This is a genomic window from Clostridium paraputrificum (genome assembly GCF_900447045.1).
Classification (GTDB): domain Bacteria; phylum Bacillota; class Clostridia; order Clostridiales; family Clostridiaceae; genus Clostridium; species Clostridium paraputrificum.
Genome location: NZ_UAWH01000005.1, coordinates 423,347 through 438,146 on the forward strand (window position 1 = coordinate 423,347; position 14,800 = coordinate 438,146).

Here is a 14,800-nt window from a genome sequence, read left to right on the forward strand (position 1 = left end):
AATACAATGTTTTTTAGTTATATTGGCAATAATAGATATATGTGGTTCTCTTATTGACAAAAAATAGATGAGAGTATACAATAAAAAATGCAAATGCAAATCATATGCAATAAGGGGTGCGAAATGAAAAAGTTATTAGTAAAACTATCAGTGCTAATGATACTTCCAGTTATGTTAATTGGATGCTCAACTAAAAGTGGTAATGATAATGAACAAAGTGAAAAAGTTAATGTTATGGTTTCTATTAGTCCTTTAAAGGAATTTGCTGAAAGAATAGGTGGAGACAAGATAGAAGTTAGTACTCTTGTTCCTGAAAATGCAGAACCTCATGATATGGATTTTGGACCAAAAGATCTAGAAAAGCTAATGAAAAGCCAAGTATTTGTTTACAATGGATTAGGCATGGAACATTGGTTAGAGAATGTTGAAGGACAAATTGATAAAGATAAAGTTAAAATGGTAGATAGTAGTACTGGTGCTGATGTTAGAGTTATAGATGGAAAACAAGACCCGCATTTATGGTTAAGTTTAAGAGAAGCAACAGTTCAAAGTAACAACATAAAAAATGCATTAATAGAAGTAGACCCGGAAAATAAAGATTTCTATGAAGAAAACTATAATAAATTTAAGGATGAACTTGATTCATTATATAATGAATATAAGGATAAGTTTGCTTCAAAGACTCAAAAATATTTTATGACTAGTCATGCAGCTTTTGGATACCTTTGTAGAGACTTTGGATTAACAGAAAATTCACTTCACGATATATTTGGTGAAGGAGAGGTAACAGCAAAGAAGAATGCTGGAGCAATTAATTATTGCAAAGAAAAAGGGATAACAGTTATATTTTCAGAAGGAAGCGAAACTCAAAAGGAAGCAGAAACTATAGCCAATGAAATTGGTGGAAAGGTTGAGCCGATATATAGCTTAGAAACTAAGGTTGAAGGAAAAAGTTATATTGAAGCAATGAGATATAACCTTGAAACAATATATAATTCACTTAAATAGTTAATAATAAATATATATAAAAGAGAAATTGCAATGCAATTTCTCTTTTAAATTATTATAGAAAAGGTTGTTGTAAATATTGGAAAAAGAATGATGTTATGGTATCTTTAAATAAATTGAAGTTTTAACATTAGAGTAAGTTTTAAGTCTACTTAAGGATTAGGCTTAACTGTTTAAAGAAATATTTAATGTTATTAGATAAAAGAATGAAGTGAGGGATTAGATGAGCAGAGCAGAAAACTTTTATAAAGAAAAAATAAATAGTGCAAAAGATAAGATAAATATTTTAGATAAGTCTATATCTTATATTGGCTGGGGGAGATTAGCAATTGTATTAGTTGGGATTGCTGCAGGATATAAGTTATATAAATCAAGTAATTTTTTAAATCTTATTTTAGTAGAGTTATTAATTTTAGCGCTATTTATTCTAGTAGCTATAATACATGGTAAAAAAATTAATGAAAGAAATAAATTAAACATTTTATTAGAGATAAATGAAAAAGGTTTAAATAGATTAAATGGAAAATATAAAGAAGATGAGGATAAGGGAGAAGAATTAATTGAAGAGGGGCATCCATTTTGTGAAGATTTAGATGTTTTTGGAAATAATTCATTATTCCAGATGGTAAATACCACAAGAACTAAGAGTGGGCGTAAAAAGTTAAAGGAAATATTACTTCTTAAGAACTTACCTTCTAAAGAGGTTGTAAATAAAAAGCAGAAAGCAATAAAAGAATTAGGAGAAAAGGTTGAATGGAGACAAAAACTTTATATAGATGGTACTTTTAAGAAAAATAAGGGTGAAGAGCTTGAAGAGTTAATAAAGTGGGGAAAGACACCTTCTGAAACAAGCTCTGTAAAACTGATAATTGCAGGGATATTTATAGTAGTTACATTAGCTTTAATAATAGCATGTACATTTAAAATATTACCTTTTAGTATAGTTATTTTAGATTTAATGATTAATTACGTTGTTATTAAAATGCTAACAAAGGATATGAACCATGTAATGGAGTTATTTCATTCTATTAAAAATAGTGTAAGAGCTTATTCTAATATATTAAATTTAATAGAAAAAGAAGAGTTTATAAGTGAGTATTTAAATGAAACTAAAGCTAAACTTACTATAGGAGGGGAATCTTCTTGCAGTAAGGAAATGAATAGATTAGCTGATCTTTTAGATTGGGTTGGAGACTCAATGGCAAATGCATATTATTTTATTTTAAATGTCTTTGTATTTGCAGATGTATTTATATTATTTAACTTAGATAAATGGAAAGAAAAGAATGGGGATTCTATAGAAAAGTGGCTTGAGGTTATGGGAGAATTTGATGCTCTATCAAGTATATCTAACATAAGCTTTGACCATGAGGATTGGTGTTTTGGAAATATTACTGAAAAAGAAATAAAGGGCGTTAATATGGCTCATCCTTTAATTGGCGATAGAGCAGTTGCAAACACATATGAATTAGTGACTCCAAAGCAAATAACATTGATTACTGGGTCAAATATGTCTGGTAAAAGTACATTCTTAAGAACTGTAGGAATAAATCTTTTACTAACTTATATTGGCGCACCAGCTTGTGCAAATGAATTTAGTTGTCCTATTATGAATATTTACACATGTATGAGAACAAAGGATAACTTAGAGGAAAGTATATCTTCTTTCTATGCAGAGATTTTAAGAATAAAGCTTATTATAGATGCTTGTAAAAGAGGAGAAGAGGTATTTGTATTACTTGATGAAATATTTAAGGGAACTAACTCTAAGGATAGACACATAGGTGCTACTGTTTTAATAAAACAGTTAATATCCAATGGAGCTAGAGGTCTTGTTTCAACACATGACTTAGAACTATGTGATTTAGAAGAAGAGATGAAGGAAGTAGAAAACTACAATTTTAGAGAATACTATAAAGATAATAAAATTCAGTTTGATTATAAGCTTAGAAAAGGTAAGAGTAATACACAAAATGCTGTATATCTAATGAGGCTGGCTGGTATAGATTTTTGAAAATAATTCACTTTATTCCAATAAGAAAGTGGTTAGAAAATCTGACAAGCTGTTAGGATTATGTTACAATAAAGTTGTAATGAAAAAGTTTTACTTAATATGAAGGGGAGAGTTATGAATATAGCGTTTTTTCTTACACCAAAGAATGAAGTAGTGTGTGAAAGTTGTGAAGCAACCATGAGACAGGTAATGGAGAAGATGGAGCATCACGGTTATACAGCTATTCCATTAATAGATAAGAGTGGAAAGTATGTTGGAACTCTTACAGAAGGTGACCTTTTATGGAAATTAAAGAATACACCTGATTTAAATTTTAAAAACACAGAATGTGTTAAAGTAAAAGAGATAGATAGAAGAGTATCTCATAAGAGTGTATCAATCAATTCAGATATAGAAAATTTAATTAATTTAGCAATAAATCAAAATTTTGTTCCAGTTGTAGATGACAATGGAATATTTATTGGGATTATAAAGAGAAGTGATATAATTAATTATTGCTATAATGAAATAAAAAAATAGTTAAGAGTTTTAGAAGAGGAATCGCAAGACGATTCCTCTTTTTTATAATTAATAGGAAAATAAAAATTATTGAATAAATATATTAAGGTATTGACAAAATAGAATTGGAGTATTAATATCAAATCATACCCCCTACCCAGGGGGTGGAGGAGGTAAAAGATGAATTCTGATAAACAAAAAGCGTTACAAACACTAAAAACCTGTAGGGGACAAGTTGAAGCAATAATTAAAATGTTGGAAGACGAAAGGTATTGTATAGATATTTCAAATCAAATAATTGCAGCTCAAGGATTATTAAAAAAAGCAAATAAGTTAATTCTTACGCAGCATATGCATCATTGCTTAAAAGAGGCTGCAAGCAATGAGGATGAAAGAGATATAAAGATTGAGGAAGTTGTGGGGATTGTAAATAAGCTTATTGATAAGTAGTTTTAATAGGAGGAGTATAGCTTATGAAAAAAGATTTTAAGGTTACAGGTATGACTTGTGCAGCTTGTTCAAGTAGAGTTGAAAGAGTTTTAAGCAAGATGGAGGGAGTTACTAAGGCTGAAGTTAACTTAGCAACTGAAGACCTTCACATAGATTATGATGATTCGAAACTGAAGATTCAGGACATTATAGGAAAAATAGAAAAAGCAGGTTATGGAGCTTATGAAGTAAAAGAAGATACAAAGATTGATGACACAGATAAAGAAGATGCTATTAATTCTTTAAAGAAAAGATTTGTGCTTTCGTTAGTTTTTGCGGTTCCATTACTTTATATATCAATGGGACACATGATGGGGGCACCCCTACCTAGTATTATAGATCCTATGAAGAATGCAATGAACTTTGCATTAATTCAATTGATTTTAGTTATACCAGTAATGATAGTAGGTAGAAAATTCTTTATTGGTGGATTTAAAAACATAGTTCATTTAAGTCCAAATATGGATTCATTAATTGCAATTGGTACATCAGCAGCATTTCTTTATGGAATATATGCAATAGTAAAAATTGCTGGTGGAGATACTCATTTTTCAATGGATCTATACTTTGAATCAGGAGCAACGATTTTAACTTTAATTACTTTAGGTAAATATCTAGAGGCAAAGACAAAAGGAAAGACATCAGAAGCAATTAAAAAGCTTATGGGATTAGCTCCAAAGAAAGCAACAATAATTGTAGATGGTGTAGAAAAAGTTATTTCCATTGATGAAGTTAAGGTTGGAGATGTAATTTTAGTAAAGCCAGGAGAAAAGCTTCCTGTAGATGGTGAGATTGTTGAGGGAACAACTACTATAGATGAATCAATGCTTACAGGAGAAAGTATTCCAATAGATAAGAATATTGGAGATAAGGTTTTTGGAGCAAGTATAAATAAATTTGGTATGTTTAAATATAAGGCTACAAAGGTTGGAAAGGATACTGCATTAGCTCAAATAATAAAGCTTGTGGAACAGGCACAAGGATCAAAAGCACCTATAGCTAAAATGGCAGATATTATTTCTGGATACTTTGTACCAACAGTAATAACATTAGCAGTTATCTCAAGTATTGTCTGGGCAATAAGTGGTAAGGGGCTAGAATTCTCGCTAACAATATTTATAGCAGTACTAGTTATAGCCTGCCCATGTGCTTTAGGATTAGCTACTCCAACAGCAATAATGGTTGGAACAGGTAAGGGTGCAGAAAATGGTATCTTAATTAAAAGTGGAGTTGCATTAGAAGGAGCTCATAAAATTAATACTGTTGTATTTGATAAGACAGGTACAATTACAGAAGGTAAACCAAAGGTTACAGATATAATAACTAAGGGGTTAAGTGAAGATGAATTATTAAGATATGCTTCTTCAGCAGAAAAAGGATCTGAGCATCCATTAGGAGAAGCTATAGTTGTAGCAGGTGTAGAAAGAGGATTAGAGTTATTTGAAATAGAATCCTTTAAATCTGTACCAGGAGAAGGTATAGTTACTTTAATTAATGATAAAAATATTCTTATTGGTAACAATAAGTTAATGAAAAATAACAATATAGATATAAATTCAGTAGAAAATGATGTTAAGTTATTAGCATCTCAAGGAAAGACACCAATGTATATGGTTATAGATGGGACTTTAGCTGGAGTTATTGCAGTGGCAGATACATTAAAAGCAAATAGTAAAAAAGCAGTTGAAGCACTTCATAAACTTGGGATTGAAGTAGTTATGCTAACTGGTGATAATGAAAAGACAGCACAAGCTATTGCTAAGGAAGTGGGAATAGATAAGGTTGTTTCAGATGTATTACCAGGAGATAAGGCAAATGAAGTTAAGAGACTTCAAGATGAAGGAAAGAATGTTGCTATGGTTGGTGATGGAATAAATGATGCTCCAGCACTTGCAATGGCCAATATAGGTATAGCAATTGGATCAGGTACAGATGTAGCTATAGAATCAGCTGATATTGTTTTAATGAGAAGCGATATTCTAGATGTTGTTGGAGCTATCCAGTTAAGTAAGGCAACAATAAAGAATATTAAAGAAAACTTAGGATGGGCATTTGGTTATAATACTTTAGGAATACCAGTAGCTATGGGGATTTTATATGCCTTCGGAGGCCCACTTCTTAACCCAATGATAGCTGCATTTGCTATGAGTTTTAGTTCAGTATCAGTATTATTAAATGCTTTAAGATTAAAAAGATTTAAACCTAAATTTTAATAGAATATAAATATTTTTTGGAGGGATTTATTATGGCAAAGTTTAAAATTGAAATGAATGGAATGTCTTGTATGCATTGTGTAGGACATGTGAAAAATGCATTTGAAGATTGTGGAAAAGTTAGAGGTATGGATGTAGAAATAAATAAAGCTGTAATCGAAGGAGATTTAACAGAAGAAGAAATTAAAGACATCATTGAAGATGAAGGATATGATGTTGTGAAGATAGAAAAGATTGATTAAAAAGCTGCCTTAGGGCAGTTTTTTGTTAATAAGGATAATTAAAATAATAAGGATAAGGATGAAATTCTGTAACAAGTCTCTAGAACTTCTAAAATAAATTGAAGAGAGAAATTGCTCAAGCAATTTCTCCTCCTAATCTTTTTTATCTCTATTAACTATTAAAGTCCTGATTTATATTTTTCTAATTCAGCATCTAGGTCAACGTCACCTAATTCTTCAAATTCACTATCAAAGTTATCAAGGTTTTTTAATTCTCCAAGACCATTAGCCATAGCTTCTTCTCTAGCAATCTTTCTTTCAATATTATCAATATTAATAGAATTGGTTTTAGTTTCAACATTTGCTAAAACTTCATTAACCTTCTTAGAAGCTTTTGCTGTAGAGTACCTTGCAGCAGCTTCGTCCCTATAGCTCCTTGTCTTTTCAAGTTCTTCTTCTAAAGCTCTTAAGTTTTTCTTTAGAGCATCTGCTTGAGCTTTAGAAGTATTATAGGTAGTTACTAAAGATTCATACTTTTTATCAGCATCTACCTTCTTTGCTAATGCTCTCTTGGCTAAATCTTCATTATTCTTAGAAAGAGCTAGTTTAACTTTTGAATCATAATCAACAGATTCATTTTTAGCTGCGTTCATTTTCTTTTCAATTTCATGAACATTACCTAAAACTTGAGCAGAGTTTAATTTAGCTTTGCTTAATTGTTCTTCCATATCTTTAATTTTTTGATCTAGTAATTCAATTGGATTTTCCATTTCATCTAAAGTTGAGTTTACTTTTCCTTTAATCATGTTTGACATCCTGTTAAAAATACCCATAACATAACCTCCTAATTTTATTAGTATTCAATTTAAATATCAAGTACATTATATTGTCAAAATAATATTATAACTAAATTATAGTGGTAAAAAATTGAAATAGCAAAGGCGAAATTAACCTATAAAAGGAGAAAAGAGTTAAGTGAGGATAAGTGGTATTTAATAACTCTTTATACCGTAATTTATCTTGATATAGCTTTATAATTCATTTTTTACCTATTTTCTATATTATACCATAAACTTATTTGGGGTAAATATATAATATAATGTATATGCTACTTGTATTAGCAATAACAATAATATAGAATTTAAATTGGATTAAAATTGTATTTTAGGGAGTGATTTATATGACTAATGAAACAAACATGAATAGCATGAGTGAGTTTTTAAATGATTATGATGTTAAGAGAATAAGAGAAGGAGAAATCCTTGATGGTAAGGTTATAGAAGTAAATGATAAGGAAGTAATAGTTAATATAAATTATGCTTTTGATGGAGTTATATCTAAAGAAGAATTAACTTATGAAGGAAAAAGTCCTGAAGAAGTTGTAAAGAAGGGTGATGAGTTTAAAGTATACGTTTTATCGCCTAATGATGGAGAAGGATATGTGTTACTTTCAAGAGTTAAGGCTTTAGCAGTTACTGAAAGAGAAGAATTAAAGAAAGCATTTAAATCAGGAGAATTGATAAGTGTAAATGTTAAGGAAGCTGTAAAAGGTGGCGTTGTAGCTTATTATGGTGGAGTTAGAATATTTATTCCAGGTTCTCAGTTAGGTAGAGGAAGAGTTGAGTCTTCAGATGTAGTAGGAAAGACTCTTGAAGTTAAGTTAATAGAATTAGATTTAAGAAATAGAAAAGTTGTTGCTTCTAGAAGAGTAATAGAAGAAGAGCAGTACCAAATAGAAAAGAAAAGAATGTGGGCTTCTGTTAATGAAGGAGAAAAGAGAACAGGTGTTGTAACAAAGATAGCTAAGTTTGGAGCATTTGTTGATATTGGTGGAGTTCAAGGTTTAGTTCATATAAATGATTTAGCTTGGGGAAGAGTTAAGAGAGTTGAAGATGTAGTTAAGGTTGGAGACCAAGTTGAAGTATTTGTTGGTGAAGTAGATAGAGAAAAAGAAAGGTTAGCTTTAGTTTTAAAGGATGTTAATAGTGAACCATGGAAGGTTCATGGAAGTTCTATAAAAGATGGAGCTGTAATGGAAGGGAAAGTAGTTAGACTAACTAATTTTGGAGCTTTCGTAGAGGTTTTACCTGGAGTTGAAGGATTAGTTCATATTACAGAAATAACTGATGAAAACATAGCTAAAGCAAGTGATGTGTTAACAGTAGGACAAAATGTTAAGGTTAAAGTTCTAAGTGTGAATAAAGAAGATAAGAAGTTAAGCTTAAGCATTAAAGAAGCTGTTGAAAGAAATAAAGAATACATGAAGTATAATGATAGTGACGAAGGATTAAGTTTAGGAGATTTATTTAAAGATCTTAAGTTCTAATTAATTAAACAAAAATATGGAGAAATCATATAGAGATTTCTCCATATTTTTTACTGTGTAGAAAGGTATAAAATTTTAACCAGCTATTCAAGTATAATAATTTTATAAATTCCTTATTTTTAGTACGATTGAGGTGGATATTTGTTTCCATGTGACTTAGAGCGAAGTGACGGAACAAGCAAAAAAATATCCACTTCACCTTTTTTATTGACAAAAAGTGTGAAAAGGAATATATTATAAGTAGGTACTATGTATTACATAGTACCTACTTTTTACAAGAACTACTATGTTATACAAAGTAGGAGAAGGGATAGATTTACTATGCAAGATAAATCTCAATTATTAAAGGGTGTTTTAGAAGGATGTATATTGAAAATTGTAAAGCATAAAAAGGAAACTTACGGATATGAAGTGGTAACAGAATTAAGGACCTTTGGTTTTGGTCAATGTACAGAAGGAACGGTTTATCCATTATTGACAAGATTAGAAAAAAGAAAAAGTTTAGCTTCACAAAAGAAGGAATCTCCACTTGGGCCTCAGAGGAAATATTATTCATTGACTGAAGAAGGAGAACAAGAACTTGAAGAGTTTACAAGAATCTGGGGTGAGTTTAAGGGGTTTGTTGATGGAATATTTAAGTATTATGAAGGGAAGTAGGATTGATGAATAAGTTAGACAAACAAATAAAAGTAAACTATAGCAATATGCTGAAGATAGACAAGAGATATCAGGATTTAGTTACAAATATAGTATGTTATTTAAGAGGTAAATTAAATAGTGTTGATGCAGAAGAAGCAATTAATGATGTAAATGATATTTTATTAGGGGCTCAGTCTAGGGGAGAGGATCTAGAGGTATTAGTTGGAGATTATGAGGAGTTTTGCGATAATATAATAGATGCGTATAGGGGAAGTGACAAGTGGTATTCTCTAAAATCATATTTCTATGACTTTGGAGGGATTTCCATATATATGCTAGTGTTCTTTATGGCATTAGATATTATTTCAAGCATACCTACTGTTAAACCACTAACTATATCTAATATTTTAAATATGAAATATACAATATCATTAGCACCGTTTATATCCCTTATAATTGCACTTGTTTTTTCTATTGGTATAGTAAAATATATATGTACTCATCCAGGGGGAAATGAAAAGGGAAATAAGAAGGAAGCTATAATGTCTTTTATAATTATTTTTATTGTATTATCAGCTATGGTGGCATCAACTTTTTTCTTTAGAAAGATAGAGATATATACTTTTAGTAATATACCAGTAATAATTATTATAGCCTTTTTAGTATGCATAGCTGTTATAGGAGCTAATGTTATTGAATTCATAAAGGCTAGAAGAATGGATAAGGTATCTAATAAATAAATATAAAAATAAATAAATATATAAATATATAAATATAAGCTATAGAGTGGTGTTACCTATAGCTTATATTTAATTTTTCTATCAAGATCAGATATATAATCTTCATATTATTCTACCTGTGTTACAGATAAATTCACAACTCTAATTATTAATTTTAAAATAAAAAACGTACAGGTTAGTAAGCAGGACTTATGTTCCACTTAGCAAACTGTACGTTAAATATATAAACGTTATATCATTTATAAAAATTTCAATGTAAGAAAAAAATGGAATTTGGTAGTAATCTAATCTCTATAGCTTTTCTATTTTTAACATATTTGTTCCGCCAGTTTGGGTTGTTGGCATTCCAGCAGCAACAATAATATCGTCTCCTGGATTAGCAAAGTCAACTTCAACGGCTTTGTTTTTAGCTTCGGTAAGAATTTCATCTGTTGTATTAAACATTTCACACTTAAGAGGTAAAACACCAAAGTTTAATGCAAGATTTCTTCTAACCTCTTCAAAAGGAGTAATAGCTATTATAGGACATTGAGGTCTATATTTTGATAAAAGTCTAGCAGTAGAACCACTTTTGGTAGCTGCGACTATTGTTTTAGCATTTAGTACAAAGGATGTTCTACAGGCTGAGTAACTTATAGCATCTGCATAAGAAGATGTTGTAGGATCAATATTTCTATTAAGCAAATGGTCATACTCTAGGTTTTCTTCGGCTTCAATAGCTATTCTAGACATTGTTTCGGCAGCTTCAACTGGGAAGCTACCAGAAGCACTTTCTCCAGATAGCATTATGGCATCTGTACCATCAAATATTGCATTGCATATATCAGATGCTTCAGCTCTTGTTGGAAGAGAGTTTCTTATCATAGAATCTAACATTTGAGTAGCTGTAATAACTATCTTACCTGCAGTATTACACTTTTTTATTATTTTCTTTTGAATTATTGGCACTCTTTCTATAGGTATCTCTACTCCCATATCACCTCTAGCAACCATAACTCCATCAGTTACTTCAATTATTGAATCTATATTATCTACACCTTCTTGGCTTTCAATCTTAGCAATAATTTTAATGTTTTCACCATTATTTTCTTTAAGAACTTTTCTAACTTCTAATATATCACTTGCTTTTCTAATAAATGACGCAGCGATGAAATCTACACCCATCTTACATCCAAATATAATATCATCTATATCTTTTTCTGTAATAGAAGGAAGTTGTATTTTTACATTAGGGACATTTACTCCCTTATGATTTTTAATCATACCTCCCACTAAAACTTTACACTTAATTTCTTTTCCAATTACATCTGTTATTTCGAACTTTAATAATCCATCATCTACTAATATACTACCTCCAACCTTAACGTCTTTATATAAAGTTTCATAAGAGATAGAGCAGCGCTTATCATCTCCTAGAAGTTCTTCTCCACATACAAATGAGAACTCTTGACCATTTTTTAATTCAATACCATCATTTACAAAATTATGAGTTCTAATTTTAGGACCCTTAATATCAAGAATTATTGCAGTTGAGGAGTTCATTTCCTCCCTTAATTTTTTTATAAGATTAATTTTTTCTTTATGGGTTTCATGAGTACCATGAGAAAAGTTTAGTCTTGCAGCACTCATACCAATTTTAATAAATTTTCTTAAAGTTTCTTCATTGTCGCTAGCAGGCCCGATAGTAAAAATCATTTTAGTTTTTTGCATTTGAGATTCCTCCTAAAAAATAATGTTTTTTGTCAAAATTATTATGTGCAAACATTAAAAAAGTAAGTAATGTTTATTTATTTTGCACATAATTAAAATAAGAAAATAATTTTATGATATACTGTAGATGTTTATAGTATAATTTTAACATATTATATCTGAAAAGGAGTCAAAATAATGGAAATTTTACAAAACTTACAACCTTATGAAGTATTTAAATATTTTGAAGAGATATCTAATATCCCAAGAGGATCAGGTAATGAAAAAGCTATAAGTGATTACTTAGTTAACTTTGGTAAGAATCTTGGATTAGAAACAATTCAAGATAAAGCCTTAAATGTAATAATTAAAAAACCTGCAACTAAGGGATATGAAAATGCACCTACAGTTATAATCCAAGGTCATATGGATATGGTGTGCGAAAAGAATAAGGATACAGAACATGATTTTACTAAGGATCCTATAAAGCTAGTTGTTAAGGGTGATGAAATATATGCAGATGGAACTACTTTAGGGGCAGATAATGGTATTGCAGTAGCTTATGCTCTGGCAGTTCTTGCAGATAATTCAATAGAACATCCAGCTATAGAAGTTCTTTTAACTACAGATGAAGAAACAGGTATGACTGGTGCTATGAACATAAATAAAGATGACATACAAGGAAAAATTCTTCTTAATATTGATAGTGAAGAAGAAGGGTATTTACTAGTAAGTTGTGCTGGTGGAATAAGAACTAAATCTTCTTTAGATATCACTTGGGAAACTTTAAATGATGAAAAGATATTTGAAATATCAGTAAGAGGATTAAAAGGTGGGCATTCAGGTTCAGATATCCATGAATGGAGAGGTAACTCTAATAAACTTATGGGTAGAGTGTTAAAGGACTTATTAGAAAAGATAGATTATAAAATAGTATCTATTAATGGTGGTTCTAAGAATAATGCTATCCCAAGAGAAGCAGATGGAATAATAGCTATAAAGTCAGCAGATGAAGAAAAGCTAGTAAGAATAGTTGAAACATGGGATAAGGTATTTAAAAAGGAATTAGAAGCACAAGATCCAGGAGTTTCTTTAACTGTTAAGGAAGTTTCTGTAGAAAGCAAGAAGGCATTTAATAAAGAAACTACTGAAAAGGCTGTAAATTTATTATTTGTTTATCCTAATGGAGTAAATACAATGAGTCGTAACATAGATGGTTTAGTTGAAAGTTCAACCAATATAGGTATACTTACAACTACTGACTCAGAAGTTATTTTTGATAGTGCTGTTAGAAGTTCAGTACCATCTTTAAGAGCTGATATAGAAGAGAAGATTAAGACAATTACTGAGTTAGCTGGAGCTAAGTATTCTGCTAATGATGGATATCCAGGCTGGGAATATAAAGCGGATTCTAAAATAAGAGAGATTTGCAAAGATGTATATAAGAAGATGTATGGTGATGAGCCTGTAGTTTATGCCTTACATGCTGGAGTTGAATGTGGTTTATTTGAAGAAATCCTTGGTGACTTAGATATGATAAGCTTCGGACCTAACATAAGAGGAGCTCATACTCCAGAAGAACATTTATCTATTTCTTCTACTAAGAAGGTGTGGGAATACTTATTAGAAGTATTAAAGGCTATTAAATAAGGTTAAGCAAAATAAATGAGATAATAATGATAATTAAGATAGGGAAGAAACTGCTTTTGGCAGTTTTTTTCTTTTGTTAATAGAGAAGAGTGTGGACAAGGTGAAAAGGCAAATAAAGAATTGCTGAATATTTAAATTTATGATTTAGCAATATGGAGGCAATCAATGAGTGAGAAAAAACTTTAATATGTTAATTATTTGTATTAATTAATAATTAGTATTGATTGATTAACATATTATGGGTATAATATGAATTATAGTAATGAAATTCAAGGAGGAATAGAAGATGGATATTAAAGATAAAGTGTTAGACGTTTTAAATAATTCAGATGAACCTTTAAAGGGAGGACAAATTGCAGAAATATCTGGATTAGATAAGAAGGATGTAGATAAGGCAATTAAGGTTCTTAAGTCGGAAGAAAAGATAATATCTCCAAAGAGATGCTTTTATGCAGCTAATAAATAGGAATTAGAATAGGGACTATCTATTGATGGTCTCTTTTTTCTGTCTGGGAAAATATAAAATTTTAATTAACTATAAGTCAAAGGTGCTATTACAGTTTTATAACATTTTTTGTCTAAAACTATGGATAACTATTAATTAAAGGAAGGGAATATAAACTCTCTGTAGAATTATTATATTTAAGTGATTTAATGGGAGGGGAGTTAATTGGTAGATATTGATTTTGAATTTAAGGATTATATAGTATCCAGTGTAGAGGAAGATGGGCTAGAAGAATTAAATAATTGGATAAAAATAAATAATAGTGAAGATCATACTTGCTATTCATTAGATAGTCAAATGTTTTATAGAAGATTTTTGGAATATTATGTAACAGAAAATGAATTCTTTTTAGAAATATACAAAAATAATGAGCTAGTTGGAGTGTTTAAAGGAAGATTAGAGTTAGAAAATAAGAAAGAATTATTTATATGGCTTTTCATAATAAAAAAAGAATTAAGAAATGAAGGTTACGGTTCTGAAATTGTTGAAGGAGTCATAGAATATTTTATGAGACTATATACAATAGATACTATAAAAGTTGGAGTCGTACAAAACAATTTAGAGGGCATTTCCTTTTGGAATAGTAAAGGATTCAAAGTAGAAAGGATGACTAAAGATTTTTTTCAGGACGAAGAAGAGAATGGAAGAAATCTTGTTATTATGCAAAGACAATAATATGTAAATAAAGTGGCTTGACTATTTTGGAATAAATTACTATAATTAAAAAGTAGGGTGAGGGAAACGTCCTATAAATGTGTGTGAAAATGTTTACTAAAACTATTGTGGGAAGTGAAACTTTCTTAAAGGA

Annotated in this window: 14 protein-coding genes; 12 read left to right on the forward strand and 2 right to left on the reverse strand. The window is 29.9% G+C overall.

What is annotated here, in order from left to right; genetic code table 11:
• Positions 1-123 precede the first annotated feature (123 nt).
• From DR024_RS02055 to DR024_RS02080, 6 genes are all read left to right on the forward strand, one after another.
• Positions 124-1,008: a metal ABC transporter substrate-binding protein gene (locus tag DR024_RS02055; protein ID WP_027096944.1), complete on the forward strand. Its 885-nt coding sequence runs from the start codon at positions 124-126 to the stop codon at positions 1,006-1,008.
• 223 nt (positions 1,009-1,231) lie between these two features.
• Positions 1,232-3,022, forward strand: a complete 1,791-nt coding sequence (locus DR024_RS02060) for a MutS family DNA mismatch repair protein (RefSeq protein ID WP_055183502.1) — start codon at positions 1,232-1,234, stop codon at positions 3,020-3,022.
• A gap of 114 nt (positions 3,023-3,136) precedes the next feature.
• A complete protein-coding gene (locus DR024_RS02065) occupies positions 3,137-3,541 on the forward strand; it encodes a CBS domain-containing protein (RefSeq protein ID WP_055183501.1) in 405 nt (134 codons plus the stop codon).
• A 159-nt stretch (positions 3,542-3,700) separates the two neighbouring features.
• Positions 3,701-3,970 (forward strand): metal-sensing transcriptional repressor, encoded by a 270-nt coding sequence (locus DR024_RS02070; protein WP_027096941.1) that lies wholly within the window; start codon positions 3,701-3,703, stop codon positions 3,968-3,970.
• Between the two features lie 23 nt (positions 3,971-3,993).
• Entirely contained in the window at positions 3,994-6,222 is a 2,229-nt protein-coding gene (locus tag DR024_RS02075) for a heavy metal translocating P-type ATPase (RefSeq protein WP_055183500.1), read from the forward strand.
• Between the two features lie 32 nt (positions 6,223-6,254).
• Positions 6,255-6,464, forward strand: a complete 210-nt coding sequence (locus DR024_RS02080; protein ID WP_027096940.1) for a heavy-metal-associated domain-containing protein — start codon at positions 6,255-6,257, stop codon at positions 6,462-6,464.
• Between the two features lie 158 nt (positions 6,465-6,622).
• Here the strand turns inward: DR024_RS02080 and DR024_RS02085 are convergent, their stop codons facing one another.
• The gene (locus tag DR024_RS02085; protein ID WP_027096939.1) at positions 6,623-7,276 is read right to left on the reverse strand and encodes a PspA/IM30 family protein; all 654 of its coding nucleotides are present in this window, start codon (positions 7,274-7,276) and stop codon (positions 6,623-6,625) included.
• A gap of 347 nt (positions 7,277-7,623) precedes the next feature.
• On the opposite strand from DR024_RS02085, the gene rpsA reads away from it, so the two are divergent.
• The 3 genes from rpsA (at position 7,624) to DR024_RS02100 (ending at position 10,148) form a co-directional block, all read left to right on the forward strand.
• Entirely contained in the window at positions 7,624-8,769 is a 1,146-nt protein-coding gene (rpsA, locus tag DR024_RS02090) for a 30S ribosomal protein S1 (RefSeq protein WP_027096938.1), read from the forward strand.
• Positions 8,770-9,090: 321 nt separating this feature from the next.
• Positions 9,091-9,426 (forward strand): PadR family transcriptional regulator, encoded by a 336-nt coding sequence (locus DR024_RS02095; protein ID WP_027096937.1) that lies wholly within the window; start codon positions 9,091-9,093, stop codon positions 9,424-9,426.
• Between the two features lie 5 nt (positions 9,427-9,431).
• Positions 9,432-10,148, forward strand: a complete 717-nt coding sequence (locus DR024_RS02100) for a hypothetical protein (protein WP_027096936.1) — start codon at positions 9,432-9,434, stop codon at positions 10,146-10,148.
• A 291-nt stretch (positions 10,149-10,439) separates the two neighbouring features.
• On the opposite strand, the gene pyk is transcribed toward DR024_RS02100, so the two are convergent.
• Positions 10,440-11,858 (reverse strand): pyruvate kinase, encoded by a 1,419-nt coding sequence (pyk, locus tag DR024_RS02105; protein WP_027096935.1) that lies wholly within the window; start codon positions 11,856-11,858, stop codon positions 10,440-10,442.
• 177 nt (positions 11,859-12,035) lie between these two features.
• On the opposite strand from pyk, the gene DR024_RS02110 reads away from it, so the two are divergent.
• The 3 genes from DR024_RS02110 (at position 12,036) to DR024_RS02120 (ending at position 14,667) form a co-directional block, all read left to right on the forward strand.
• A complete protein-coding gene (locus DR024_RS02110; protein WP_055183499.1) occupies positions 12,036-13,487 on the forward strand; it encodes an aminoacyl-histidine dipeptidase in 1,452 nt (483 codons plus the stop codon).
• Positions 13,488-13,773: 286 nt separating this feature from the next.
• A complete protein-coding gene (locus DR024_RS02115; protein ID WP_027096933.1) occupies positions 13,774-13,953 on the forward strand; it encodes a MarR family transcriptional regulator in 180 nt (59 codons plus the stop codon).
• A gap of 204 nt (positions 13,954-14,157) precedes the next feature.
• Positions 14,158-14,667, forward strand: a complete 510-nt coding sequence (locus DR024_RS02120) for a GNAT family N-acetyltransferase (RefSeq protein WP_027096932.1) — start codon at positions 14,158-14,160, stop codon at positions 14,665-14,667.
• Positions 14,668-14,800 lie beyond the last annotated feature (133 nt).